At 68.1% G+C, this 26,261-nt stretch carries 26 protein-coding genes; 22 read left to right on the forward strand and 4 right to left on the reverse strand.

Annotated features, from left to right (window positions below; all coding sequences use genetic code 11):
• Positions 1 to 46: 46 nt before the first annotated feature.
• Positions 47 to 1,903, forward strand: a complete 1,857-nt coding sequence (locus tag DX03_RS04530) for an ABC-F family ATP-binding cassette domain-containing protein (protein WP_038686686.1) — start codon at positions 47 to 49, stop codon at positions 1,901 to 1,903.
• A gap of 181 nt (positions 1,904 to 2,084) precedes the next feature.
• Here the strand turns inward: DX03_RS04530 and DX03_RS04535 are convergent, their stop codons facing one another.
• Positions 2,085 to 2,957 (reverse strand): LysR family transcriptional regulator, encoded by an 873-nt coding sequence (locus DX03_RS04535; protein WP_038686687.1) that lies wholly within the window; start codon positions 2,955 to 2,957, stop codon positions 2,085 to 2,087.
• 209 nt (positions 2,958 to 3,166) lie between these two features.
• Between DX03_RS04535 and blaL2 the strand changes: the two genes are divergently transcribed.
• Positions 3,167 to 4,063 carry a L2 family extended-spectrum class A beta-lactamase gene (gene blaL2, locus DX03_RS04540; protein ID WP_038686689.1) on the forward strand — a complete coding sequence of 299 codons (897 nt, stop codon included), beginning with the start codon at positions 3,167 to 3,169 and terminating at the stop codon, positions 4,061 to 4,063.
• Between the two features lie 69 nt (positions 4,064 to 4,132).
• On the opposite strand, the gene ggpS is transcribed toward blaL2, so the two are convergent.
• Positions 4,133 to 6,430 carry a glucosylglycerol-phosphate synthase gene (gene ggpS, locus DX03_RS04545; RefSeq protein ID WP_219335242.1) on the reverse strand — a complete coding sequence of 766 codons (2,298 nt, stop codon included), beginning with the start codon at positions 6,428 to 6,430 and terminating at the stop codon, positions 4,133 to 4,135.
• Complete coding sequence (locus tag DX03_RS04550) at positions 6,427 to 7,692, reverse strand: MFS transporter (RefSeq protein ID WP_038686691.1); 1,266 nt, start codon at positions 7,690 to 7,692, stop codon at positions 6,427 to 6,429. The genes ggpS and DX03_RS04550 overlap by 4 nt, the downstream gene beginning before the upstream one ends.
• 126 nt (positions 7,693 to 7,818) lie before the next feature.
• Here DX03_RS04550 and DX03_RS04555 point away from each other — a divergent pair, with 126 nt between their 5' ends.
• Positions 7,819 to 8,448: a hypothetical protein gene (locus DX03_RS04555; RefSeq protein ID WP_038686693.1), complete on the forward strand. Its 630-nt coding sequence runs from the start codon at positions 7,819 to 7,821 to the stop codon at positions 8,446 to 8,448.
• A 199-nt stretch (positions 8,449 to 8,647) separates the two neighbouring features.
• Here DX03_RS04555 and DX03_RS04560 read toward each other — a convergent pair whose 3' ends face one another.
• Positions 8,648 to 9,595, reverse strand: a complete 948-nt coding sequence (locus tag DX03_RS04560; protein WP_038686695.1) for a DUF3011 domain-containing protein — start codon at positions 9,593 to 9,595, stop codon at positions 8,648 to 8,650.
• Positions 9,596 to 9,800: 205 nt separating this feature from the next.
• Here DX03_RS04560 and aspS point away from each other — a divergent pair, with 205 nt between their 5' ends.
• From aspS to queC, 19 genes are all read left to right on the forward strand, one after another.
• A complete protein-coding gene (gene aspS / locus DX03_RS04565) occupies positions 9,801 to 11,552 on the forward strand; it encodes an aspartate--tRNA ligase (RefSeq protein WP_038686697.1) in 1,752 nt (583 codons plus the stop codon).
• Between the two features lie 61 nt (positions 11,553 to 11,613).
• Positions 11,614 to 11,952, forward strand: a complete 339-nt coding sequence (locus DX03_RS04570) for a hypothetical protein (protein ID WP_038686699.1) — start codon at positions 11,614 to 11,616, stop codon at positions 11,950 to 11,952.
• 20 nt (positions 11,953 to 11,972) lie between these two features.
• A complete protein-coding gene (locus DX03_RS04575) occupies positions 11,973 to 12,497 on the forward strand; it encodes a GNAT family N-acetyltransferase (protein ID WP_038686701.1) in 525 nt (174 codons plus the stop codon).
• 126 nt (positions 12,498 to 12,623) lie between these two features.
• Positions 12,624 to 13,256 carry an esterase/lipase family protein gene (locus tag DX03_RS04580; protein WP_038686702.1) on the forward strand — a complete coding sequence of 211 codons (633 nt, stop codon included), beginning with the start codon at positions 12,624 to 12,626 and terminating at the stop codon, positions 13,254 to 13,256.
• A gap of 93 nt (positions 13,257 to 13,349) precedes the next feature.
• Positions 13,350 to 14,081: a YebC/PmpR family DNA-binding transcriptional regulator gene (locus tag DX03_RS04585; RefSeq protein ID WP_038686704.1), complete on the forward strand. Its 732-nt coding sequence runs from the start codon at positions 13,350 to 13,352 to the stop codon at positions 14,079 to 14,081.
• Between the two features lie 129 nt (positions 14,082 to 14,210).
• Entirely contained in the window at positions 14,211 to 14,732 is a 522-nt protein-coding gene (gene ruvC / locus DX03_RS04590; RefSeq protein WP_038686707.1) for a crossover junction endodeoxyribonuclease RuvC, read from the forward strand.
• 10 nt (positions 14,733 to 14,742) lie between these two features.
• A complete protein-coding gene (gene ruvA / locus DX03_RS04595; RefSeq protein ID WP_038686709.1) occupies positions 14,743 to 15,333 on the forward strand; it encodes a Holliday junction branch migration protein RuvA in 591 nt (196 codons plus the stop codon).
• A gap of 49 nt (positions 15,334 to 15,382) precedes the next feature.
• The gene (locus DX03_RS04600; protein WP_038686710.1) at positions 15,383 to 17,302 is read left to right on the forward strand and encodes a potassium transporter Kup; all 1,920 of its coding nucleotides are present in this window, start codon (positions 15,383 to 15,385) and stop codon (positions 17,300 to 17,302) included.
• Between the two features lie 262 nt (positions 17,303 to 17,564).
• Entirely contained in the window at positions 17,565 to 18,605 is a 1,041-nt protein-coding gene (gene ruvB, locus DX03_RS04605; RefSeq protein WP_038686712.1) for a Holliday junction branch migration DNA helicase RuvB, read from the forward strand.
• Complete coding sequence (ybgC, locus tag DX03_RS04610; protein WP_038686714.1) at positions 18,595 to 19,026, forward strand: tol-pal system-associated acyl-CoA thioesterase; 432 nt, start codon at positions 18,595 to 18,597, stop codon at positions 19,024 to 19,026. The genes ruvB and ybgC overlap by 11 nt, the downstream gene beginning before the upstream one ends.
• Positions 19,027 to 19,036: 10 nt before the next feature.
• Positions 19,037 to 19,816: a protein TolQ gene (gene tolQ, locus DX03_RS04615; protein ID WP_038686716.1), complete on the forward strand. Its 780-nt coding sequence runs from the start codon at positions 19,037 to 19,039 to the stop codon at positions 19,814 to 19,816.
• Positions 19,817 to 19,840: 24 nt separating this feature from the next.
• Positions 19,841 to 20,269 carry a protein TolR gene (gene tolR, locus DX03_RS04620; protein WP_038686719.1) on the forward strand — a complete coding sequence of 143 codons (429 nt, stop codon included), beginning with the start codon at positions 19,841 to 19,843 and terminating at the stop codon, positions 20,267 to 20,269.
• Positions 20,259 to 21,317, forward strand: a complete 1,059-nt coding sequence (gene tolA, locus DX03_RS04625; protein WP_038686721.1) for a cell envelope integrity protein TolA — start codon at positions 20,259 to 20,261, stop codon at positions 21,315 to 21,317. The genes tolR and tolA overlap by 11 nt, the downstream gene beginning before the upstream one ends.
• 70 nt (positions 21,318 to 21,387) lie before the next feature.
• Positions 21,388 to 21,729 (forward strand): TonB C-terminal domain-containing protein, encoded by a 342-nt coding sequence (locus tag DX03_RS04630; RefSeq protein ID WP_219335243.1) that lies wholly within the window; start codon positions 21,388 to 21,390, stop codon positions 21,727 to 21,729.
• A 156-nt stretch (positions 21,730 to 21,885) separates the two neighbouring features.
• Positions 21,886 to 23,205, forward strand: coding sequence for a Tol-Pal system beta propeller repeat protein TolB (gene tolB, locus DX03_RS04635; protein WP_038686725.1), 1,320 nt, complete (start codon positions 21,886 to 21,888; stop codon positions 23,203 to 23,205).
• A 65-nt stretch (positions 23,206 to 23,270) separates the two neighbouring features.
• Positions 23,271 to 23,789, forward strand: a complete 519-nt coding sequence (pal, locus tag DX03_RS04640) for a peptidoglycan-associated lipoprotein Pal (RefSeq protein ID WP_038686727.1) — start codon at positions 23,271 to 23,273, stop codon at positions 23,787 to 23,789.
• A 3-nt stretch (positions 23,790 to 23,792) separates the two neighbouring features.
• Positions 23,793 to 24,602, forward strand: a complete 810-nt coding sequence (ybgF, locus tag DX03_RS04645) for a tol-pal system protein YbgF (protein ID WP_038686729.1) — start codon at positions 23,793 to 23,795, stop codon at positions 24,600 to 24,602.
• A gap of 135 nt (positions 24,603 to 24,737) precedes the next feature.
• Positions 24,738 to 25,436, forward strand: a complete 699-nt coding sequence (gene queE / locus DX03_RS04650; protein ID WP_038686731.1) for a 7-carboxy-7-deazaguanine synthase QueE — start codon at positions 24,738 to 24,740, stop codon at positions 25,434 to 25,436.
• Positions 25,437 to 25,561: 125 nt separating this feature from the next.
• Positions 25,562 to 26,227 carry a 7-cyano-7-deazaguanine synthase QueC gene (gene queC / locus DX03_RS04655; RefSeq protein ID WP_038686732.1) on the forward strand — a complete coding sequence of 222 codons (666 nt, stop codon included), beginning with the start codon at positions 25,562 to 25,564 and terminating at the stop codon, positions 26,225 to 26,227.
• The last annotated feature ends 34 nt before the right edge of the window (positions 26,228 to 26,261 follow it).

Consider the following 26,261-nt stretch of genomic DNA (forward strand, 5'->3'; position numbering starts at 1 on the left):
AGGGTGCTCACCAGCACATTCCATTCCGTTATATGGACCCCCCAAGATGATTTCCCTCCGTAACTTCGCCTTGCGCCGTGGCGAGCGGCTGCTGTTGTCCAATGTCGACCTGACCCTGCACGCGGGGTACCGCGTTGGCGTGGTCGGCCGCAACGGTGCCGGCAAGTCCAGCCTGTTTGCCGCCGTGAAGGGCGAGCTGGAGGCCGACAAGGGCGATGTCGACCTGCCCGGCAAGGTCCGCATCGCCAGCGTGGCCCAGGAAACCCCGTCGCTGCCGGACCCGGCGCTGCAGTTCGTGCTGGAGGGCGACACCGAGGTGGCCGCGGTCATGCGCGAAGAGGCCGATGCCGCCGCGCGCGAAGACTGGGAGGCGGTGGCCACCGCGCACCAGAAGATGGCCGAGATCGGCGCATACGACGCGGAAGCCCGTGCCGGCAAGCTGCTGCATGGCCTGGGCTTCCCGGCCGAGACCCACTCGCGGGCGGTGTCCTCGTTCTCCGGCGGCTGGCGCGTGCGCCTGAACCTGGCCCGCGCGCTGATGATGCCCAGCGACTTGCTGCTGCTCGATGAGCCGACCAACCATCTGGATCTGGACGCGGTGTTCTGGCTGGAACAGTGGCTGCTGAAGTACCCGGGCACGCTGCTGCTGATCTCGCATGACCGCGAGTTCCTGGACAACGTGGCCACCCACACCCTGCACCTGCATGGTGGTGGCGCCAAGCTGTACCCGGGCGGCTACACCGATTTCGAGCGCCAGCGCGCCGAGCAGCTGCGCCAGCAGCAGATCGCGCACGACAAGGAACAAGCCGAGCGCGCCCACCTGCAGAGCTTCATCGACCGCTTCAAGGCGCAGGCCAGCAAGGCCGCCCAGGCGCAGAGCCGCATGAAGCGCCTGGCCAAGCTGGCCGGCACCGAGGCGGTGCGCGCCGAGCGCGAGTTCCGCATCGAGTTCTCGCCGCCGGCCAAGCTGCCGTTCTCGCTGATCCGCCTCAACCACGTCGACGCCGGCTACGGCGCCGATTCGGTGATCCTGCACAACGTGGGGTTCGGCCTGGAAGCCGGCCAGCGCATCGGCCTGCTGGGTCCCAACGGCGCGGGCAAGACCACGCTGGTGAAGACCCTGGTGGGCGAGCTCGCCCCGCTGACCGGCGAGCGCGCCGCGCACCCGGACCTGCGCATCGGCTACTTCGCCCAGCACACGGTGGAGTCGCTGCACGAAGGCCAGTCGCCGATGGAGCACTTCCGCGACCTGGACCGCGATGCGCCGAACCAGGTGTTCCGCGACTTCCTCGGCAAGTGGAATTTCGCCGGTGACCGTGCCTTCGAGCCGGTGGATGGGTTCTCCGGTGGCGAGCGTGCGCGCCTGGCCCTGGCACTGATCGCCTTCCAGCAGCCCAACGTGCTGCTGCTCGACGAACCGACCAACCACCTTGACCTGGAAATGCGCGAAGCGCTGGCCGAGGCGCTGGCCGACTTCGAGGGCGCGATCGTGATGGTGTCGCATGACCGCCATCTGATCGGCCTGGTCTGCGATACCTTCTGGCGTGTGGCCGATGGTGTGGTGGAGCCGTTCGACGGCGACCTGGATGCCTACGCGGCGTGGCTGCGCTCCCGTCCCGCCGCGCAGGGCACCAAGCAGAAGATGGCCGCCGCCGCGCCGGAACCGGTGCCGCCGACCCCGCCGCTGCCGCCGAAGAAGCCGGTCAATCCGCACAAGCTGGCTGCGGCCGAAGCCAAAGTGGGCGAACTGGAAGCCTTGCTGGCGGATCTGGACCGGCAGCTGGCTGATCCGTCCAACTACGCCGACAGCACCCGCATGGCCGTGCTCGGCCGCGACCGCGAGGCCACCGCCACGCTGCTCAGCAAGGCCGAGCAGACCTGGATGGAACTGCTGGACGCGTAAACGGCATGCCGACCAACGGTCGGCATCTACCGGGCAAGCGGTGCCGGCGGGTGCCTGCATCGGGCAAGCCGCGTAGAGCCGGGCTCTGCCCGGCTGCTTCACCGGGACGCGCAAAAACGGGACGCCGGTGGGTGCGCCTTTCCGTCAGGCAAGCCGGGCAGGGCCCGGCTCTACGCGGGATTCACGCCGCGCCGTCCTGCGCCTCCAGCCATTCCCGGAACCGCCGCGCCGCATCGCTTTCGGCGCGTGAGCGCAGGCGCGTCAGCCAATATCGCCCAAGATCCAGGGTCCGCGCGAACGGCTGGACCAATCGCCCCTGCGCCAGGTCCTGCTCGAACATCTTCAACGGCAGCAGCGCCACGCCCGCACCGGACGCTGCTGCACTGGCCAACGTCAGCGACGAATCGAACACCGGGCCGCGTGCTTCCAGCTCGGCCACGCCGGCTGCCTGCAGCCAGCGCGGCCATTCGTCACTGCGGTACGACCGCAGCAACGCCACGTTGGCCAGGTCGCGCGGGTCGCGCAACGTACGCGCCAGGGCCGGCGCGCACAGCGGCGCGAACGGAGCGTCCAGCACCGGCGTGCTCACCTGGCCCTGCCAGTCGCCATCGCCAAACCGGATCGCCAGGTCCAGGCCTTCGCCGGCCAGGTCGATGCGGTTGTTGTGGGTCTGCACGCGCAGGTCGATATCGGCATGGCGCGCGGAAAAATCGGCCAGCCGCGGCAGCAGCCAGCCGGTGGCGAACGTGCCCACCACGCCGACCCCGAGCACGTCGCGGAAGTGTCCCCCGACGAACCGGTCCAGGCTCACCGCGATGCGGTCGAAGGCCTCGTTGAGCACCGGGTACAGCCGCGCGCCTTCATCGGTAAGCGCCACCCCGCGCGGCAGGCGATTGAACAGCGACACCCCGAGCCGGTCTTCCAGCGCCCGGATCTGGTGGCTGAGCGCGGCCTGGCTGACACACAGCTCCAGCGCGGCCCGGGTGAAGTTCTGGTGGCGGGCGGCGGCCTCGAAGGCGCGCAGGGCATTGAGCGGCAACTGGGGGCGGAGCATGCAGGGGAGCCGTGAGCTGGAGTGATGGGATCATCGCATTCCTGCGGCGCGTATGCCGCGTGGAGTGAATGCAGAGGCGGTTTTCCCGTGGCGTCATCCTTTGTCGCAATCGACACGCATTAGGTCACGTTATGTCTTCCGCTGAAAATGGTTGCTGGTGGGCCGGGTGAGGCACTGGCAATACTCTGCCTTTGCCACGGAGGATCCGCATGCTCGCTCGACGTCATTTCCTGCAATGGACCGGCGCTGCCGCCCTCTCGGCGCTGGCCGCCAGTACGTTTGCGAAGACCCCCGCCGTGGCGGCAGCGCCCCGGTCCACCGCCCGCAACTTCGCCGCGCTTGAAGCGGCCAGTGGCGGCCGCCTCGGCGTCACGCTGCTGGATACCGGCAACGGCCAGCGTATCGGCCACCGCCAGGACGAGCGGTTCCCGATGTGCAGCACGTTCAAGTTCGCGCTGTGCGCGACCGTGCTGCGGTTGGCAGACCAGGGAAAACTCTCGCTGGACCGGCGCCTGGCCATGACCACGCAGGACCTGCTGTCGCATGCACCGCTGACCGCCCGCCACGTGGGGAAGGACGTCACCGTGCGCGACCTGTGCCGCGCCACCATGGTCACCAGCGACAACCCGGCCGCCAACCTGCTCCTGCGTGTGGTGGGCGGCCCGGCCGGCGTGACCGCGTTTCTGCGCGCCAGCGGTGATGACGTGACCCGCAACGACCGTTACGAGCCGGACGTGAACCTGTTCGCCCCCGGCGACCCGCGCGATACCACCAGCCCCGCCGCGATGGCCGCCAGCCTGCAGCGGCTGGTGCTGGGCGAGCGGCTGCAGCCGGCCTCGCGCCAGCAACTGGCCGACTGGCTGATCGACAACGAAACCGGTGATGCGCGCCTGCGCGCCGGCTTGTCCAAGGCATGGCGGGTAGGCGACAAGACCGGCAGCAATGGCGAAGACACCACCAACGACATCGCCATCCTCTGGCCACTGGCCGGCGGCGCACCGTGGGTGCTCACCAGCTACCTGCAAGGCGCCCGCCTCGATGATGCCGGCCGCAACGACGTACTGCGCCAGGTAGCCGTCATCGCCGAACAGCACATCCCCCGGTAGAGCCGACCGTTGGTCGGCTGCACGCAATGCCGGATTCAATGGCAGCCGGGCAGAGCCCGGCTCTACCCCTCAACCGCGCACCGCCTCCAGGAACTCGCGCCCCCAACGATCCACGTCGTAATACTCCACGCTGCCGAACAGCTGCCGCATGCGCCCGGTGGCTTCTTCCTCGGGCATCGACAACGCCTGCAGCAGGCCGGCGGTCAGGTCGGCCGGATCGTGCGGGTTGGTCAGCACCGCGCCCTTCAACTCCGCTGCCGCACCGGCGAACTCGCTGAGCACCAGTACGCCGCTGCTGCCTTCGATGCCGTGGGTGGCCACGAACTCCTTGGCCACCAGATTCAGGCCATCGCGCAACGGCGTGATCCACATCACCTGCGCCGCTGCGTAGTGCGCCACCACCTCCTCAAACGGCAGGGCCTGTGCGAAGAACCGCACCGGCGTCCAGTCCAGTCGTGAGAAGCGGCCGTTGATGCGTCCCACCGCCTGTTCGATCTGGTTCTGCAGCGTGCGGTACACGGTCATTTCGCGTGCGGCCGGCACGCACACCATCAACAAGGTCACCTTGCCCTGGCGTTCGGGATGCTGTTCCAGCAGGCGTTCGAAGGCCTCCAGCTTGGCCAGCGTGCCCTTGGTGTAGTCCAGCCGCTCCACCGACAGCACCAGCTTGCGTGCCCCGATCTCGCGGCGCAGCTTGAAGATGTCATTGCGCACATCGCTGCGCGCCAGCACGTTATGGATGCGGCGCAGGTCGGTGCCCACCGGGTGCGCGCCCAGCGCGATTTCACGGTCGCCCACGCGCAGGCGCGTGGTCATGGTGTCCAGCCCCACCGCGCAGCCATAGGTGAGGAAGCGCGGGGCGCAGCTTTCCCATGCCAGGCGCTCGGCCGGCACGGCGCCGCGTACCACGTCCACGAAGTTCTCCACCTGGCGCGGAATATGGAAGCCGATGTAGTCGCACGACAGCAGGCTGCCGATGATCTCGCGGCGCCACGGCACCACGTTGAACACATCCGCCGACGGGAAGTAGGTGTGGTGGAAGAAGGCGATTTTCAGGTCCGGGCGCAGTTCGCGCAGCGTGGCCGGCACCATCCACAGGTTGTAGTCGTGGATCCACACCGTGGCCCCGTGCGCGGCTTCGGCGGCAGTGGCCTCGGCGAACTTGCGGTTGACCTTCAGGAACACCTGCCAGTCGTCCTCGCGGAACTTCGCGCGTTCCCAGAACACATGCAGCATCGGCCAGAACGCTTCCTTGGAGAAGCGCTTGTAGAAGATGTCCACTTCCTGCCGGCTCAACGGCACCCGCGCGGCGGTGAGGGTGGGGTAGCGCTCGGCGTCCACCGCCAGGTGGGTCTGGAACGGGCCGCGTTTGGGATCGTCGATGCCCCATGCCACCCAGGAGCCTTTCTGGCCGCCTTCGAAGAAGCTCAGCAGCGAGGGAATGATGCCGTTGGGCGAGCGCGGCGGGCGCTGCACCAGCACGCCGTTCTCCATCACTTCGTCGAAGGGCAGGCGGTGGTAGACCATCACCAGGTCAGCGCCGGCGGCGCGGGCCTGCTTGGGCGGGTACAGGTAGCGGTCATCGTCGGCGAGCAGCGCGAAGTGCTCGATCGCCTCCAGGATGCCGCCACACCCCGGCGCCTGCGCGTGGAAGGTGGTGGCCAGCGTGGCGGTCGCCTCGGTCAGCGCCGGCTCGGAATCGCCCACGCACACGCCGCGGAAGCCGGCGGTGTACATCGACAGGTCATTGAGGGTGTCGCCAGCCACCAGGATGCGCTCGCGCGGCAGGTCCAGCAGGCGCGCAAGCGCGGCCAGGGTGCGGCCCTTGTCGGTGTCCGGCGGCAGGATGTCCAGGTAGCGGTCAGCCGAATACAGCACGTCGCAGCCCAGCGCCTGGGCGGCGGCCTGGATCTGCGCGCGCAGCGGCGCCAGCGTCTGGGGATCGCAGAAATACGAGCAGCGTCGTTCCTGCGGCACGTCCTGGCGCTGCAGCGCGGTGAACGGGCGCATCGCCGCGGCCACCACGTGTTCGCCGGGCCAGTGCGCATCGATCATCGACTGCAGCGGCTGCAGGGGCTGCAGCGTGTGGCCATCCACCACGGTCGCGCCGACATCGCAGACCACGTAGTCCGGGCGCGGGATCGCCGGGTCGGAGAGCAGCGGCATCACCGCTTCCAGGCCGCGGCCGGTGATGAAGATCAGGGCGATGCCGGGGTGTTGGTCAACCAGCCGGTACAACCGGTGGCGCGCGGCGGCATCGCCGGCAAGGAAAGTGCCATCCAGGTCGGTGGCCAGAATCAGCTGCGGGGCCGGCGTGGCCGGCGGTGTACGGGTCGGAGTGGAGAGAGAGGGTGTCGATACAGTCAATGGGCTTCCTTATCGGAATGAGGGGAATAGGGGGTGTCGGGCGGCGCCTCAAGGTCGGTCTCGGGCATCAGCTCCAATGCCGACGGCGTGGTACGCAGCATCAGCCGGAACCCGACCGGATGCGTGCGCACCCGCTGGAACCGCAGCAGGCGCGCGCCGGTGAACAGCGCCAGCACCATCAGCACCACGGCGAAATACAGCGGCAGCGCGGCGGGACCGAAGCGCTGCATGGCCGCGCCGGCCAGCGCCGGGCCCAAGGCCGCGCCCACGCCGTGCACCAGCAGCAGGCTGGAACAACCCGACAGCAGGTGCTGGCGCGGCAGGTAGTCCAGCATGTGCGCCACCGCGAACGGATACAGCGCGAAGGCCAGCCCGCCGTAGCAGAAGAACAGCCCAAACAGCAGGTGCGTCTGCAACTGGATCATCGGCAGCGACGCCACCACCGCGATGCCGGCGGCGGCCAGGCTCAGCGCCACCAGCCCGCTGCGGCGATCGTGGCCGTTGCTGATATGGCCCAGCGGCCACTGCAGCAACGCACCGCCCAGGATCGCGGTGAGCATGAACAGCGCCACGCCATTGCCATCCAGGCCCACCGCACCGGCATACACCGGCAGCAGGCCCCAGAAGGCACCCATCGCCAGCCCGGACAGGCCCGCCGCCACGGTGGCCACCGGCGCCATCGCATACAGCCGGCCCAGGGTGAGCCGCGATACGACCGGCACGTCCGGTTGACGCAGCCGGGTGGCAGTCACCGGCAACACCGCCGCGCAGATCAGGATCGCGGTCAGCATGAACATCGCCATCGCGCTGGCATCGCCCAGCATCAGCAGCACCTGGCCCAGCGCCAGCGCAGAAAGATTGACCACCATGTACAGCGAGAACGCGCGGCTGCGCCGGGCCGGATCGGGCTCGGCGTTGAGCCAGCTCTCGATCACCGTATACAGCCCCACCAGCGCGATGCCGGTGGCAATGCGCAGCACGCCCCAGGCGACGGGATGCAGCCAGAGGGGATGCAGCAGCACGGCAATCGCCGCGAGGGCGGCGAAGAACGCGAACGCACGGATATGCCCGATGCGGCCGATCAGCGAAGGCGCGAAAAAGGTACCGATGAAGAAGCCGGCGAAATACCCGGACATCACCAGCCCCAGCGTGCCGGCACCGAAGCCGGCCTGGCCGCCGCGCACCGCCAGCAGGGTGCCCAGAAGCCCGCTGCCGGTGAGCAGCAGCGCGACGCCGGTGAGCAGGGCGGTCAGCCGCAGCATGCGCGCGGCCTGGGTGGGAAGGCAGTAAACAACACCTGATCTACCGTAACACAGCCACGATGAAGCCCTGGTTGCAGCCACGCCCGCGCGTTTGCACTGCCTGTGCATGCAGGCTAGGGTAGGGCGATGAATGTTCCCAACGTTGTTGCACCGCTCGCCATTGCGTTGTTGCTCGCCGCCTGCGGTGGGCGGCAGGACAGCGTGGCTCACGACGTAGCCAATGCACCGGCCGATGCATTCCTTGCCGCGGTCGCCGCCCATTGCGGCAAGGCGTACGAAGGCAAGGTGATCGCCAACGAACCGCGCACCGATGCACCCGACCCCTTCGAGGGCAAGCGGCTGGTGATGCACGTGCGCGGGTGCGACGATCCCGCACACGGGCTACGCATTCCGTTCCATGTCGGCGACGATCATTCGCGCACCTGGGTGATCAGCCGCACCGAGACCGGCCTGCGCCTGAAGCACGATCACCGCCACCAGGACGGCAGCCCCGATGCGGTGACCATGTACGGCGGTGACAGCAAGCCACCGGGTACCGCGCAGCGCCAGAGCTTCCCGGTGGATGCCGATTCGGTGGCGATGTTCCGCAAAGCCGACATGCTGCCGTCCGTGCACAACACCTGGGCGATGGACATCGAGCCGGACCAGCGCTTCATCTACGAACTCACCCGCCCGGGCGGTCGCCGCTTCCAGGTCGAGTTCGACCTGAGCAAGCCAGTGGCGCTGCCGCCCGCGCCGTGGGGCAGCACCCCGTAGAGCGGGGCTCTGCCCCGCTGCGGTTTGCGCACCTGCCACGGATTGATGGGGTTGCCGGCCAGCGGCCGGCACTACCGTTTCGTGCGGGGGGCGCCCGTTCGCCGCCGCGTAGAGCGGGGCTCTGCCCCGCTGCGGTTTGCGGCCCTGCCACGGGTTCACGAGGTTGCCGGCCAGCGGCCGGCACTACCCGTTGATGCGTCTACCGCACCCCGAACCGGGCGCGGCAGCCGTTGCTGACCCACAGGCTGCTGTTGGTATAGCCCCAACTGCGGCCTTCCACGCAGGCGCTGCCGGACAGCTGCTGCTGCAGCACCGGGCGGCCCTGGCGGGCGTCCCAGGCGCAGGTCTGCTGGCGGTTGCTGTTGCTGCTGCAGGTCACGCTGTAATTGCTGTTGCCCCCGCCGTTACCGCCGCCCCAGCCGCCGCGGGCCTCGGCGAACTCGCCACGGCAGCCGCGGTTGACCCATACCGCGCCATTGCGCACGCCCCAGGTCTGGCCTTCCACGCAGGCCGAGCCCGAGATCTGCCGGACCAGGGTGGCGTTGCGCCAGCCGGTGTTGCAGCTGCGCTCGCGGTTGTCCTGGCTTTCACAGCGGATGGTGCCGCCGGTGCTGCCGCCGCCACCGCCCCAGTTGCCGCCGTTGCCGCGCCCTTCGACGAACTCGGCGCGGCAGCCGCCGGTGACCCACACGGTGCCGTTGCGCGAGCCCCAGGTGCGCCCTTCCTGGCAGGCCGAGCCGGAGATCTGCCGCGACAGCTGGGCACTGCGCCAGCCGGTGTTGCAGACCCGCTCGCGGTTGTTCTGGCTCTCGCAGCGCACGGTGCCGCCGTTGTTGCCCCCGCCGCCACCGTTCCAGCCCCCACCGCCGCCGCTGCCGCGCAACGAGGTGGCGATGTCCTGCTTGATCCGCGAGAAGCCCCAGCCCGAATTGACCTGGGCCAGGTAGAAGCGCAGCTGGTCGTCGGGAATGCGGCGGCCATTGGACTGATCGGCATATTCCTGGGTGATCACCCGCGAGCGGTCGCTGGAGGACAGCTGCGACAGGTTCTCGGGGGCGTAGGCGCGGGTGCTCATCTGGGCCTGGGCGGCCGGGGCGCTACAGCCCAGCGCCAGGGCCAGGCAGACAACGGTGAGGCGACGGTTCATGGCGACATCCCCTTGCGGTCGTTGGTGCGCGGACTATAGGAACGGGCCGGGTTCACGGCGCGTGATGCCCGCCGGGCGGGGCCGCAGGGGCGGGCGGGGCGGGGGGCGGGCCACGGCCCATTTGCCCCGGCGCAGGCTACGCCGCAGAATAAAGGGCTGTCCGGCGCAACCTGGTGCCGGCATTCTCCTGCGGAGCTTTACCCCCATGCGTACCCACTTCTGTGGCCTGGTCGATGAGACCCTGATTGGCCAAACCGTTACCCTCGCCGGCTGGACCGACGTTGCCCGCAACCAGGGCGGCGTGTGCTTCATCGATCTGCGCGATCATGAAGGCATCGTGCAGGTGACGGTGGAAGTCGACAACGCGGCCGTGTTCGCCGTGGCCGCCAGCCTGGGCTACGAGGACGTGTTGCAGGTGGAAGGCGTGGTGCGCGCGCGTCATGCGGTCAACGACAAAATCCGCACCGGCAAGGTGGAAGTGATCGCCACGGCCATCACCATCCTCAACAAGGCCGAGCCGCTGCCGTTCCACGCCCACGAGAACCCGGGCGAGGAAACCCGCCTGAAGTACCGTTACCTGGATCTGCGCCGCCCGGAAATGCAGCGCATGCAGCGTACCCGCATCAAGCTGGTGCAGGCGCTGCGCCGTCACCTGGACGCCACCGGCTTCCAGGACATCGAAACCCCGATCCTGACCAAGGCCACCCCGGAAGGCGCCCGCGACTTCCTGGTGCCCGCGCGCATGCACCCGGGCGAGTTCTACGCCCTGCCGCAGAGCCCGCAGCTGTTCAAGCAGATCCTGATGGTGGCCGGCTTCGACCGCTACTACCAGATCGCGCGCTGCTTCCGCGACGAGGCCCTGCGCGCCGACCGCCAGCTGGAATTCACCCAGCTGGACATGGAGTTCGCCTTCGTGCGCGAGCGCGACGTGCAGGACTTCGTCGAAGACATGATCCGCGCCATCTTCAAGGAAGTGGTGGACGTGGAACTGGCCGCCAGCTTCCCGCGCCTGACCTGGGCCGAGGCGATGCGTCGCTTCGGGTCGGACAAGCCGGACCTGCGCATCGCGCTGGAGCTGGTGGACGTGGCCGAACTGGTCAAGACCAGTGAGTTCCCGGTGTTCACCGCCGCCGCCAATGATGCCGACGGCCGCGTGGCCGCGCTGCGCATCCCCGGCGGTGCCACGCTGAGCCGCAAGCAGATCGACGAGTACGCCGCGCATGCCGCCAAGTACGGCGCCAAGGGCCTGGCCTACATCAAGATCGGCGACACCGGCGAAGTCAGCTCGCCGATCGCCAAGTTCTTCAGCGAAGAGGCCTTCGCCGCGCTGGTGGCCCACGTCGGCGCCGGTAACGGCGACATCGTGTTCTTCGGCGCCGGTGGCTACAACAAGGTGTCCGACTTCATGGGCGCGCTGCGCCTGAAGGCCGGCAAGGACTTCAACCTGGTCGCTGCCGGGTGGGCGCCGCTGTGGGTCACCGACTTCCCGATGTTCGAGTACGACGACGAAGCCCAGCGCTACGTCGCCCTGCATCACCCCTTCACCGCTCCGGCGGTGGACGACATCGCCGACCTGCGCGCCAACGCCAAGACCGCCGTGTCGCGCGGCTATGACATGGTGCTCAACGGCAACGAGATCGGCGGCGGTTCGATCCGTATCCACCGCTCGGACATGCAGAGCACGGTGTTCGACCTGCTGGGCATCGGTGCCGAAGAGGCCGAGGCCAAGTTCGGCTTCCTGCTCGATGCGCTGCGCTTCGGCGCGCCGCCGCACGGTGGCATCGCCTTCGGCATCGACCGCATCGCCGCGCTGATGGCCGGCACCGAGTCGATCCGCGACGTCATTCCGTTCCCGAAGACCACCGGCGCGCAGTGCCTGATGACCGGCGCCCCGTCGCCGATCCCGGACGAGCAGCTGGCCGAAGTGCACATCCAGGTTCGCCCGCGCAAGGCCTGACCCCGCCAACGTAGTGCCGGGCTCTGCCCGGCAAGCCCCACCAAACCCCGGAGATCCTGCAATGAGCGAATTCGCGTTTTCGTTGGAATGGGAAAAGCTGGGCAATGAAGGCGCCGACGCCGCCCTGGTAACCGAACGCGCCCGCGTGTTCGGTGGCTGGCTGGTGCGCGTGGGTACCAGTCCCGCCGCGATGGCCCTGACCTTCGTGCATGACGGCGAAGGTCGCTGGGATGGCGAGGACTTCGGCGTGGAAGACTACGAAGAAGACGAAGACGACCTCGACGAGGAAGACGACGAGGGAGAGGAAGAAGAAGGCGAAGAGGACGAGGAAGAGTACGAGGACGAGGACGAAGAGGAGGGCGACGAGGAAGAAGACGCCCCCCACGGAGCGCAGGCCTGAGGCCTGCCCGGACGCCCGCCATGTACACCATCCGCCGCGCCACCGTTGACGATGCACCGACCCTGTCGGTGCTGGCCACGCGTACCTTCGTGGAAACCTTCGGCCATCTCTATCCTGCGCAGGACCTGCAGAACTTCCTCGACGAGGCCTATGCGGTCGACCGCCAGCACACCATCCTGGCCCACCCGGACTACGCGGTGTGGCTGCTGGAACGGGACGGCGTGGCGGTTGGCCATGCCGCGGCCGGCCCCTGTGGCCTGCCGCACCCGGACGTGCAGCCGGGCGATCGCGAACTCAAGCGCCTGTACCTGATCAAGGACGAACAGAGCTGCGGCTGGGGCAGCCGGTTGCTGGAAACGGCGCTGGACTGGCTCGAACGCGACGGCCCGCACACCCTATGGTTGGGCGTGTGGTCGGAGAACTTCGGCGCGCAGCGTTTTTATGCCCGCTACGGCTTCAACAAGGTGGGTAGCTACGAATTCCCGGTCGGCAGCGTGCGCGACCTGGAATTCATCCTGCGCCGACCGGCCGGCCCGGCGCGCTGAGCGCCCGGCCCATTTCCCCCTCCATCGCACTGGACCGCAACGGCTTCACCCGCCGTTGCACGGTCTATTCGTCTAATGGCCGTGTTTTCTCCCGCAGGTCCCAAGCCAACCGGCTAGGCTGAGTGCATGAATCCCCCTGTTTTACTGCTTCACGGCATCTGGAATGCCCGCGCGTGGGTTGGCCCGTTGGCCTGGCGGCTGCGCGCGCGTGGCTTCAGCGTGGACACCTTCGGCTATTCCAGCGTCTTCGGCGGTCCCGACGTGGCGGTGCCGCAACTGCTGGAACGTCTCAAGGACAGCGGCCCGGTGTCGCTGGTCGGGCACAGCCTGGGCGGGCTGGTGGCGCTGGAGGCATTGCGCCAGCAGCCGGACCTGCCGGTGTCGCGGGTGGTCTGCCTGGGTTCGCCGTTGCGCGGCAGCGGCACCGCCCGGTCGCTGGCCGAGCATGGCTGGTCGCTGGCGCTCGGCCGCAGCAGCGACCTGCTGCTCGACGGCCTGCCGGCTTGGGAGGGCAGGGCGCAGGTGGGATTGATTGCCGGCTCGGTCCCGCATGGCCTGGGCAGCCTGCTGGGCGCCATCGGCGAGGCCTCCGACGGCACCGTGGCGCTGGATGAGACCCACCTGCCGGGCCTGGCCGACCATTGCGTGGTCCCGGCGAGCCACAGCGGGCTGGTGTTTTCCCCCGAGGCCGCGCGCCAGACCGCCGCGTTCCTGCGCGATGGCCGCTTCCGGCCCGACCGCGCCGCCCACGCCGCCTGAGCCCGGGCGGCCCCCCGGCCACGACTAACACGGTCGCGGCGGGCGATCAGGTAGAATCCGCGCCCTGTTCCTCATGCAAGCACGGTAATACCCATGGGTAGAGGTCCCTCGATCGAGAACCGCAAAAACGCGTCTGACGCGAAGCGCGGCAAGATTTTCACCAAGATCATCCGCGAGATCGGCGTTGCCGCGCGCGGCGGTGGAGGGGACCCCAACAACAACCCGCGCCTGCGGGTTGCCATGGACAAGGGCCTGGCCTCGAACATGTCCAAGGACGTGATCGAGCGCGCCATCAAGAAGGCCACCGGCGAACTGGAAGGCGTGGAATACGAAGAGATCCGCTACGAGGGCTATGCCCCCGGTGGCGTGGCCGTGATCGTGGACTGCCTGACCGACAACCGCGTGCGCACCGTGGCCGATGTCCGCCACGCGTTCAGCAAGTGCGGCGGCAACATGGGCACCGAAGGCTCGGTGGCCTTCATGTTCAAGCGCGTGGGCGTGCTGCATTTCGCCGCCGGCGCCGATGAAGAGACCATCACCGAGGCGGCCATCGAGGCCGGCGCGGACGACATCGTGGTGTACCCGGAAGACGGCGCGATCGACGTGTTGACCGCCGCCGACAGCTACCACGCGGTCAAGGACGCCATGGAAGCGGCCAAGCTGACCCCGGACCACGCCGAACTGACCTTCCGCGCCGACAACGACATCAAGGTCGAAGGCGACACCGCCCTGCAGGTCAAGAAGCTGCTGGACATGCTGGAAGACCTGGACGACGTGCAGGACGTGTTCTCCAACGCCGACCTCGGCGCGGACGCCTACGCCTGACCGGACGCGCTGCCGGTCGCCTTTGGCGACCGGTGGGCGGACAATGCGGACCATGATGACTCCCGCCGTTCCCTGCCATCGCCGCCGCACTGCTCCGTTCCGGGTCCTGCCCGGCCGCGTGCGTGCCGCATGACCCGCATCCTCGGCATCGACCCCGGTTCGCAACGCACCGGGGTGGGCATCATTGACGTGGATGCCACCGGCAAGGTCGTGCACGTGCACCACCTGCCGCTGGTGTTGCTGGGCGCCGACGATTTCCCGCAGCGCATGAAGCTGCTGGTGCTGGGCCTGAATGCCCTGGTCGAGGAATACCGCCCCGACGAAGTGGCGATCGAAAAAGTGTTCATGGCGCGCAACCCCGACTCGGCCCTGAAGCTGGGCCAGGCCCGCGGCGCGGCCATCTCGGCCGTGGTCATGCGCGACCTGCCGGTCAGCGAGTACGCGGCCACCGAAATCAAGCTGGCCGTGGTCGGCCGCGGTGGCGCGGAAAAACAACAGGTCCAACACATGGTCGGGCTCATGCTCAACCTGAAAACCAAGCTGCAGGCCGACGCCGCCGATGCGTTGGCCGTGGCCATCACCCACGCCCACGTACGGGCAACGGCGCAACGCCTGGGCGTCAACGCCCGCATGGCCTGGAGCCGCAAATGAGGAAAGCTGCATGATTGGTCGTCTGCGCGGGATCGTGGCCTACAAGGCGCCGCCGTGGCTGCTCATCGACGTCAATGGCGTCGGTTACGAGCTGGAGGCGCCGATGAGCACCTTCTACGACCTGCCCGAGCTGGGCCGCGAGGTCACCCTGTTCACCCACTACGCGCAGAAGGAAGACAGCGTGTCGCTGTATGGCTTCCTGCGCGAGGGCGAGCGCCGCCTGTTCCGCGACGTGCAGAAGGTCAGCGGGATCGGCGCCAAGATCGCGCTGGCGGTGCTGTCGGGGGTGAGCGTGGACGAGTTCGCGCGCATGTTGCAGGCCGGTGACATCACTGCGCTGACCCGCATTCCCGGCATCGGCAAGAAGACCGCCGAGCGCATGGTGCTGGAGCTGCGCGACCGCGCGGCCAACTTCGGCGGGGGCGGTGCGCCCCTGGCCGGTGCCGCGCCGGCCACCGACCCGGTCTCCGAGGCCACCGTGGCCCTGCAGCAGCTGGGCTACAAGCCGGCCGAGGCGGCGCGCATGGCGCGCGATGCCAACGCCGAGGGCGACGATGTCGCCACCGTCATCCGCAAGGCCCTGCAGGCCGCGCTGCGCTGACCCGCGCGCTGCCTTCTTCCTGATACCGACCGCGTCCGCCCGGAGCACCATGTCCACCTCTTCCACCCAGCACGACAACGGCCACGCCGCGCACGGCCACGCGCCGGCGGCCGGCGGCATGGCCCTGATGATCGGCGCCATCGGCGTGGTGTTCGGCGACATCGGCACCAGCCCGCTGTACACGTTGAAGGAAGCGTTCTCGCCGCATTACGGCCTCAACAGCGACCACGACACCGTCCTGGGCGTGCTGTCGCTGGCGTTCTGGGCGCTGAACATCGTGGTCACGCTCAAGTACGTCACCATCATCATGCGCGCCGACAACGAGGGCGAGGGCGGCATCATGGCGCTGATGGCGCTGACCCAGCGCACCCTGCGGCATGGCTCGCGCTCGGCCTACGTGGTGGGCATCCTGGGCATCTTCGGGGCCTCGTTGTTCTTCGGCGACGGGGTGATCACCCCGGCCATCTCGGTGCTGGGTGCGGTCGAAGGCCTGGAGGTCGCCGCGCCCGGGCTGCATGCGTTCATCGTGCCGATCACCGTGGTGGTGCTGCTGGCGGTGTTTGCGGTGCAGCGCTTTGGCACCGAGAAGATCGGCAAGCTGTTCGGGCCGATCACCTCGATCTGGTTCATTTCGCTGGCGGCGATCGGCATCTGGAACATCGTCGATGCGCCGGAAGTGCTCAAGGCCTTCAACCCCATGTGGGCGCTCCGTTTCTTCATGGAGCACGGCTGGCACGGCATCTTCATCCTGGGCGCGGTGGTCCTGGCGGTCACCGGTGGCGAGGCGCTGTACGCCGACATGGGCCACTTCGGGGCGAAGCCGATCCGCCATGCCTGGTACTTCTTCGTGCTGCCGTGCCTGGTGCTGAACTACCTGGGGCAGGGCGCGCTGGTCCTCAACAACCCCGAGGCGGTGAAGAACCCGTTCTTCGAGGCCGTGCCCGACTGGGCGCTGTACCCGATGATCATCCTGGCCACCATGGCCGCGGTGATCGCCTCGCAGTCGGTGATCACCGGCGCCTTCTCGGTCTCGCGCCAGGCCATGCAGCTGGGCTACATCCCGCGCATGCGCATCACCCACACCTCCCACGACACCATCGGCCAGATCTACATCCCGGGCATCAACTGGGGCATCGCTGTGATGGTGATCGGGCTGGTGCTGGCCTTCCGCAGTTCGTCCAACCTGGCCGTGGCCTACGGCATCTCGGTGTCGGCGACCATGCTGATCGATACCCTGTTGCTGGCCCTGGTGGCCCGCGCGCTGTGGCCGACCTCGCGCTACTGGATCATCCCGCTGTGCGTGGTGTTCTTCATCATCGACCTGGGCTTTGTGATCGCCAACGGCGCCAAGCTGCTGCAGGGCGCCTGGTTCCCGGTAGTGCTGGGCATCGTGCTGTTCACCATGATGCGCACCTGGCGGCGCGGCCGCGAGCTGCTCCGCGATGAGATCCGCAAGGACGGCATCCGCATCGACACCTTCCTGCCCGGGCTGATGCTGGCCCCGCCGGTACGGGTGCCAGGCACCGCGGTGTTCCTCACCGCCGACCCCACCGTGGCCCCGCATGCGCTGATGCACAACCTCAAGCACAACAAGGTGCTGCACGAGCGCAACGTGTTCCTGCACGTGGTGACCCTGCCGGTGCCATACGCCCCGGAGGGCCAGCGCCTGAAGATCGAGTCGGTGGGCGATGAGTTCTACCGCATCTACGTGCGCTTCGGCTTCATGGAAACCCCGGACGTGCCGCTGGCGCTGATGCGCTCGTGCGACCACGGCGGGATCTATTTCGACCCGATGGACACCACCTTCTTCGCCAGCCGCGAGACCATCGTGGCCACCGCCAACCGGGGCATGCCGATCTGGCGCGACAAGCTGTTCGCGCTCATGCACCGCAATGCCGCCCCGGCAACCGGGTTCTTCCGGATTCCGGGCAACCGGCTCGTGGAGCTTGGGGCGCAGGTGGAGATCTGACTGCGTCAGATCGCCACCTGCGGCCCAAGGTTTGCTTCGCAAACCTTGGGACCCGGGCGCATTCCACCTGATCCCCGCGCCTTCGGCGTGCCCCTCCGACGCGTTCCCGGTAGTGCCGGCCGCTGGCCGGCTCCCCATGACCCCTGCATCGCGTGGAGCCGGCCAGCGGCCGGCACTACCGGGAGCGTGGATCGCGTGGAGCCGGCCAGCGGCCGGCACTACCGGGGCGCGGATCGCGGCCCTTTTGCCGCATAATTGCCGCATGACAGACGACCGCATCATCGGTGCCGGTGCCACCCGTGAAGACGAGGGCACCGACGCCAGCATCCGCCCCAAGCGCATGGCCGACTACCTGGGCCAGGCGCCGGTGCGCGAGCAGCTGTCGATCTATATCGAGGCGACCAAGGCACGTGGCGACGCGCTCGACCACGTGCTGATCTTCGGCCCGCCCGGGCTGGGCAAGACCACCCTGAGCCACGTGATCGCCAATGAGCTGGGCGTGGCCCTGCGGGTCACCTCCGGCCCGGTGATCGAAAAGGCCGGCGACCTGGCCGCGCTGCTGACCAACCTGCAGCCGCACGACGTGCTGTTCATCGACGAAATCCACCGCCTCTCGCCCGTGGTCGAGGAAGTGCTGTACCCGGCGATGGAAGATTTCCAGATCGACATCATGATCGGCGAGGGCCCCGCCGCCCGCTCGATCAAGATCGACCTGCCGCCGTTCACCCTGATCGGGGCCACCACCCGTGCCGGGCTGCTGACCGCGCCGCTGCGCGACCGCTTCGGCATCGTGCACCGGCTGGAGTTCTACACCCCGGAAGAGCTGACCAAGATCGTCCGTCGCTCGGCCGCCATCCTCAACATCGACTGCACCGCCGAAGGCGCGGCCGAAATCGCGCGGCGCTCGCGCGGCACCCCGCGTATCGCGAACCGCCTGCTGCGCCGCGTGCGCGATTACGCCCAGGTCAAGGCCGCCGGCCATATCGACCAGGACGTGGCGCAGGCAGCCATGCAGATGCTCAAGGTGGACCCGGAAGGCTTCGACGAGCTGGACCGCCGCATGCTGCGGACCATGGTCGACTACTTCGACGGCGGTCCGGTGGGCATCGAGTCGCTGGCCGCGGCCCTGTCCGAAGAGCGCGGCACGCTGGAAGACGTGGTCGAGCCCTACCTGATCCAGCAGGGCTTCCTGATCCGCACCGCGCGCGGCCGCATGTGCACCCACAAGGCCTACCGGCACATGGGGCTGAAGCCGAAAAACCCGCCGGCCGATCTGTTTGCCGAGGCCATTGATGGAAATTGAGCCCCGGTTCAGTTGGCCGACACGCATTTACTGGGAAGATACCGACGCTGGCGGCGTGGTCTACCACGCACGCTACGTGGCCTTCATGGAGCGGGCACGGACCGAATGGATGCGGGCATTGGGCTTTGGCCAGGAGCGCACGCGCACCGACCATGGCCTGGTATTCGCGGTCCGCGCGATGACCATGGACTTCCTCAAGCCGGCGCGGCTGGACGATGCGCTGGAGGTGACCGCCACGCTGGTGCAGTGCAAGCGCGCCAGCATGGTGTTCGACCAGTGCGTGTGTCGCGGCGATGAAACGCTGCTGACCGCCCAGGTCAGGATCGCGGCATTGGATGCCTCCACTTTCAAACCGCGTGGCATGGACGATGTCCTCCTTGCCGCGTTGAAACCCTACGAACTTCAAGTATCCGCACAGTGAGGAACAACGGATGATCGCAATGCTCCTGGCCCTGCAGGCCACGGTGACCGAGGCGCTGCCGCAGGAAGTGACCAGTGCTGCGGCGCAGACGGTTGCGCAGGCCGCGCATGGCGGTGGCATCAATTACCTGGACCTGATGGTCAAGGCCAGCCTGCCGGTGAAGATCATCGTGCTGCTGCTGCTGGCCGGGTCGTTCATCAGCTGGGTGATCATCTTCCGCAAGGCGCGCGTGTTCAACGCCGCCAACCGCGAAGCCGACGAGTTCGAAAGCCGCTTCTGGTCCGGCGCCGACCTGGGCAAGCTGTACAGCTCGGCCACCGACCGCAACCGCAAGGTGGGCGGCCTGGAAGCGATCTTCGAAGCCGGCTTCCGCGAGTTCACCCGCCTGCGCGACAAGCGCCGGCTGGACGGTCGCGCGCAGCTGGAAGGTGCCCAGCGCGCCATGCGCACCACCTACACCCGCGAAGTGGACCAGATGGAGCGCAGCCTGGAGCTGCTGGCCAACATCGGTTCGACCGCCCCGTACGTGGGCCTGGTCGGCACCGTGTTCGGCATCATGGTGACCATGCACGACATGATCAACAGCGGTGAGCAGGCCGGTATCGCCTCGGTGGCCCCGGGCATCTCCGAAGCCCTGTTCGCCACCGCCATCGGCCTGTTCGTGGCCATCCCGGCGGTGTGGGCCTACAACCGCTTCACCACCCGCGTGGAGCGCATGTCGGTCCGTTTTGAAACCTTCGCAGAAGAGTTCAGCTCGATCCTGCAGCGCCAGAGCGCCGGCGACGAGTAAGCGCCCCGCACCAAGGACCCTGCCATGACTGCTGCCATCGGCCGCCGCAAGCGCCGCAAGCTCAAATCCGAAATCAACGTCGTGCCGTACATCGACGTCATGCTGGTGCTGCTGATCATCTTCATGGTCACCGCGCCGCTGCTGACGCTGAGCTTTGAAGTCGACCTGCCCAGCTCCCAGGCCAAGGCCCTGGAAAGCAAGCAGGACCCGGTGATCGTGTCGGTGCGCCTGGACGGCCAGCTCAGCCTGAAGCTGCCCGATGCCAAGGAGCCGGCCCCGATGGACCCCGGCCAGCTGCAGGCGCAGCTGGGCGCGTTGGCCGCGCAGGACAAGAACCTGCGCGTGATCGTGGCCGCCGACAAGGCCGTGGCCTATGAAAAGGTGGTCGCGGCGATGGACGTGATCAAGCGCGCCAACGTGGAAAAGGTGGGCCTGGCGACCGATGCACGCTGAAGCCCTGCCACCGCAGCGCCAGCCGGAAGAAAAGTGGGGTCTGCCGATCGCGCTGGCGCTTGGCGTGCACCTGCTGCTCGCGCTGGTGTTCATCGGCGCCTGGCTGTGGTCGCCGCAACGCACCACCGAAGCCGCCGCCGGCGACCCGGCAATCGAGGCCAGCCTGCAGTTGTCCGCGTCTGAGGCGGCCGCCGCGCGCCAGGCGCTGCGTGCCTCGGAAAAGCTGCCCGACCTGCCCGAACCGGTCGCCCAGCCCGAGCCCATTCCCGAAGACACCGTGCCGCCGCCGCAGCCGATCGAGGAGCCGCGCCCGCAGGACGCGCCCACCCCGCAGCAGCAACAGGCGCAGGAACGCGTGGCCCAGCCCGACAAAATCGACCAGGACGCGGTCAACGCGCTGGCGATCTCGGCCGAAAAGGCCAAGCAGGAGCAGGAAGCCAAGCGCCGCCAGGAACAGATCGACCTGACCGAGCGCCAGCGCCAGGAGCAGGCCGAGCAGAAGCTGCGCCTGGCCAAGCAGCAGGAAGAGGCCGAGAAGAAGAAGCTGGCCGACCAGCAGCAGAAGGCCAACGACACCAAGGCCGAAGCCGAGCGCCAGCAGAAAATCGCCGAGATCCGGCGCAAGCGCGAGCAGGCCGAGAAGGAAGCCAAGCTGGCCGAGCAGAAGCTGCGCCAGGTCGCAGCGGCGCGCGCGGCCAGCGGCACCGCGGCCACCACCGGCGCGACCGGCGTCGCCAAGCCGGCGGCCGGCGCGGGCGGCACCAGCGACGACCTGCAGGCCAAGTACGCCGCCGCGATCCAGCAGAAGGTGCTGGCCTCGTGGACCCGCCCGGACAACGTGCCGTTCGGCCAGCGCTGCAAGATCGTCATCCAGCAGCTGCCCGGTGGCACCGTGAACAGCGCCAAGGTCAGCCCGGACTGCCCGTTCGACGAGGCCGGCCGCCGCTCGATCGAGGCCGCCGTGCTCAATGCCCAGCCGCTGCCGTACCGCGGCTTCGAGACGGTCTTCCAGCGCACCATCAACTTCACCTTCACCGCGCAGGACTGAGCCCGGGCCGTTGGCCTTGGGCCCTGCCTGCGCAGAGCGCCGCATGATGACGATGCTTCCCCGGATGGCCATGGCCCTGTTGCTGCCCCTGCTGCTGCCGGCGCTGGCCCATGCCGCGCCGGTGCCGGGCCAGGTCAGCCTGCGCACCGCCTATGCGGTGGCGATCCGGGACCGGATCATCGCGTCCTGGTTGCCCCCGGCGTCGATGGCATCGGGCCAGCACTGCCGGGTGGCCATCACCCAACTGCCGGGCGGAACGATCGTCAGCGTCAAGCTGGATGCGGCCTGCCAGTTCGATGCGGCCGGCAAGGCGGCGCTGGAACGCGCGGTATTGCGCGCCCAGCCGCTGCCTTATAAAGGTTTCGAGGCCGTGTTCGACCGCAGCCTCAACATCGGTTTTACCTCGCCCTGATCCTGCAGGGGCACTGGCAGGGATGCCAATCGTTAATGCAATGTGAGTTTTGTACCGCGGTGACTCTGCTTTCACGTCCCTTTGGTTCATGATTGCGAAACGGTTCACCGCCGTCCTGCTATCCCTCGTTCCGGTTTTCCTTCCCTTGAGTGGTCCATGAAGAAAATGCCTCGTTGGCTTGCCGTTGTTGCGGCCCTGTTGTTGCCCTTTGCTGCCCTGGCGCAGCAGAAGGGGCTGGATATCGACATCATCGGCGGCAATGCGTCCGCAACCCCGATCACCGTGGTCCCGATGCCCTACCAGGGGTCGGCGGGTGCACCGCAGACCGACGTCGCCGCCGTGGTACGCGCCGACCTGGAGCGTTCGGGCCAGTTCCGCACCCTGCCGGAAGCGCAGATCGTGGAAAAGCCGACCCGGGGGAGCGAGATCCAGTTCGCCACCTGGCGCGCGCTGAAGCAGAACTACATCGTGGTGGGCCGGGTCATGGACGCCGGTGCCGGCGCCTACCGGGTCGAATACGAACTGTATGACGTGCCCAAGGGCGAGCGCCTGCTGGGCCTGGCGATGACCGCCCGTGGCAATGCCATGCGCGACGTTGCCCACCAGATGGCCGACGCCATCTACGAAAAGATCACCGGCGTCCGCGGCGCCTTCTGGACCCGTATCGCCTATGTCACCGCCAGCGGCAAGGGCGATGCCATGCGCTATGCGCTGATGGTGGCCGATTCGGACGGCTTCAACCCGCAGACCATCGTGCGCTCCGCCGAGCCGCTGCTGTCGCCGTCGTGGAGCCCGGATGGCAACCGCCTGGCCTACGTCAGCTTCGAGCGGGGCAATTCCGCCATCTACATCCAGAACATCTCCACCGGCGCCCGCGAACTGGTTACCAGCTTCCGCGGCATCAACAGCGCCCCGTCGTTCTCCCCGGACGGCCGCCGCCTGGCCCTGTCGCTGTCGCGCAGCGGCAACCCGGAGATCTACGTGATGGACCTGGGCAGCAAGCAGCTGACCCAGCTGACCAACCACTTCGCCATCGACACCGAGCCGACCTGGAGCGCAGACGGCTCCAACGTCTACTTCACCTCCGACCGTGGCGGCCGCCCGCAGATCTACCAGGTGCCCTCCAGTGGCGGCAGCGCCTCGCGCGTGACCTTCCAGGGCAACTACAACGCCACGCCCAGCCTGTCCTTCGACGGCAAGAAGCTGGTGGTGGCCCAGGGCAGCGGCAATACCTACAAGATCGCGATGATGGACAGCAGCCTGGGTTCGGCGCGCTGGAGCACGCTGTCCCCGGGGTCGCTGGATGAGTCGCCGAGCTTTGCGCCCAACGCGAGCATGGTGCTGTACGCCGCCCGTGAGGGTGGGCGCGGCGTGTTGTACGCCGTCTCGGCCGATGCGCGCGTGCGCCAGCGGCTGGTGTTGGCCGACGGTGACGTCCGTGAGCCTTCTTGGTCGCCTTACCGTACAAAGCGCTAACAGAGTGTTAAGATTTCCACCGTATTCATCCCACATCCGGCTTTAGGAGCCTCAAAGGTATCGCCATGAACAAGACCACCCGCGTTCTGCTTGTCTCCCTGTTGTCCGTGGCCGCCCTGGCCGGTTGCTCCAAGAAGGTGAAGGAACAGCCGGCAGCCCCGGTTGACACCGGCTCCTCGACCACCACCCCGAGCGGCCCGTCGACCTCCGGCCTGTACGGCCCGGGCGACCTGGACACCGATTCCTGCCTGCGCCAGCGCGTGGTGTACTTCGACCTCGACAAGGAAGAAGTGAAGCCGGAATTCCAGGCCATCATGGCCTGCCACGCCAAGTACCTGCGTGACCGTCCGTCCTCGCGCATCACCCTGCAGGGCCACACCGACGAGCGCGGTTCGCGCGCGTACAACCAGGCCCTGGGCGAGCGTCGTGGCAACGGCGTCAACTCCGCTCTGCAGGCCAACGGTGGCTCGGCTTCGCAGCTGACCGTCGTGTCCTACGGCGAAGAGCGTCCGGTCTGCACCGAGTCGGGCGAGTCCTGCTGGTCGCAGAACCGTCGCGTCGAGATCGTGTACACGGCTCAGTAATAGATGCGCTTTCGATTTCTATCGATGATCGTTGCGGCAGCCCTTGTGGCTGCCGCACCGGCCAATGCGCAGCGCCAGAGCCTGGCCGACCGCGTTGGCGCGCTTGAGCAGCAGGCCCAGAACAACCAGTCCAACATGGACATGCTCAACCAGCTCACCCAGCTTCGCACCCAGGTGCAGGCCCTGCAGTCGCAGGTGGAGCAGTTGCAGCATGACAACGAGCAGCTCAAGCAGACCGCCAAGGACCAGTACCTGGACCTGGACAGCCGCTTGAACCGACTGGAAGGTGGCGCCCCGCTGCTGCCTGCCGCACCCGCTGCGAGCGCACCTGCGCCCGCCGCTGCAGCACCGAAACCGGCAACGGCCGCTTCCGAGCGGCCGCCCTCCGTGCATGGCGATGCCGGCAGCCTGGCTGCCAATGGTGACGAGCGTACTGCCTACAACGTCGCCTTCAATTCGCTCAAGGCCGGCAAGTACGACGACTCGGCGCAGCTGTTCCTGAGCTTCCTTGAGTTGTACCCCAACGGCGTCTACGCCCCCAATGCGCTGTACTGGCTGGGCGAGAGTTACTACGCCACCCGAAATTTCCCGCTGGCTGAGGCGCAGTTCCGCGACCTCATCTCGCGCTACCCGACCCACGACAAGGCGTCGGGCGGCCTGCTCAAGATCGGCCTCTCGCAGTATGGCGAAGGCAAGGTCGACCAGGCCCAGGCCACCCTGGAACAGGTGGTGTCCACCTATCCCGGCAGCGATGCCGCGCGTACCGCGCAGGACCGCCTGCAGTCGATCCGGCTGGGCCAGCAGATCCGCTGAACCGCCGTCCGGGCACCGCCAAGGCCGCCCCGCTATAATGATCCCTCGTAGAGCCGGGCTCTGCCCGGCTGCATGAACCGCCGGGCACGTCCGGCTGTTGTCGTTTCCGATGCCGCATTCCCAAGAATCACCGCCATGACCGTTTCCCTGTCCGCCGCCGCCGCGCTCCCCAGCGAGATCGTGCAGTCACCCCTCCCGCGCCTGAAGATCACCGAGATCTTCACCTCGCTGCAGGGTGAAGCCGATACCGCCGGCTGGCCGACCGTGTTCGTGCGCCTGACCGGCTGCCCGCTGCGCTGCACCTATTGCGACACCGCCTACGCCTTCCATGGCGGCACCTGGTGGGACATCGATGCGATCGTGGCCGAGGTGCTGGCCCAGGGCGTGCACCACGTCTGCGTGACCGGCGGCGAGCCGCTGGCGCAGAAGCGTTGCCTGGTGCTGCTGGAGAAGCTGTGCGACGCAGGCCTGGACGTGTCGCTGGAAACCTCCGGCGCGCTGGACGTCAGCGCGGTCGACCCGCGCGTATCGCGCGTGGTGGACCTGAAGACCCCCGGCTCCGGCGAACTGGCCCGCAACCGGCTGGAGAACCTGCCGTTGCTGACCCGCCGCGACCAGATCAAGTTCGTGCTGTGCAGCCGCGAGGACTACGAGTGGGCGCGCGGCATGGTCGCCGAGCACCGCCTCAACGAACGCAGCATGGTGCTGTTTTCGCCCAGCAAGGACCAGGTGAGCCCGCGCCAGCTGGCCGACTGGATCGTCGAAGACCGCCTGCCGGTGCGCTTCCAGATGCAGCTGCACAAGCTGCTCTGGAACGACGAACCCGGCCGCTGAGTTCGGCTACCAAGCGGCCGCGGTCCACGCCTGCCTGACGACCGCTCGCCACGCCTCATTTTCCATTTTTCATCCCGGCGCGGGACAGCGTGCTGGCTCCCGCAACCCACCGGAAACACCCCCTCATGAAAAAAGCAGTCGTCCTCCTGTCCGGCGGCATGGACTCCGCCGCCGTCATCGCCATCGCCCAGGAGCAGGGCTTCGCCGTGCATGCGCTCAGCGTGCGCTATGGCCAGCGTCACACCTCTGAACTGGATGCGGCCGCTGCGGTTGCCCAGGCGCTGGGCGTGGTGGCGCACAAGACCGTCAACGTGGACCTGCGCAGCATCGGCGGCTCGGCCCTGACCGATGACATCGACGTACCCGAGGCGGGCGGGGAGGGCATTCCGGTCACCTACGTGCCGGCGCGCAACACCATCATGCTGTCGGTCGCACTGGGCTGGGCCGAAGTGCTGGGCGCCAGCGACATCTTCTGCGGCGTCAACGCCGTGGACTACTCCGGCTACCCCGATTGCCGCCCCGAGTTCATCGCTGCCTTCCAGGCCCTGGCCAACCTGGCCACCAAGGCCGGCGTCGAAGGCGCGGGCATCCAGGTGCACGCGCCGCTGCAGTTCCTGAGCAAGGCCGACATCGTGCGTGAAGGCGTGCGCCTGGGCGTGGACTTCGGCCTGACCGTGTCCTGCTACAACGCCGACGACACCGGCGCGGCCTGCGGCCATTGCGATGCCTGCCGCCTGCGCGCGCAGGGCTTCACCGATGCCGGCGTGGCCGACCCGACCCGTTACGCCTGAGTGCGGGCCGACTACGCCAGAGCGCCAAAGTAGG

The organism is Stenotrophomonas rhizophila (genome assembly GCF_000661955.1).
GTDB lineage: Bacteria > Pseudomonadota > Gammaproteobacteria > Xanthomonadales > Xanthomonadaceae > Stenotrophomonas > Stenotrophomonas rhizophila.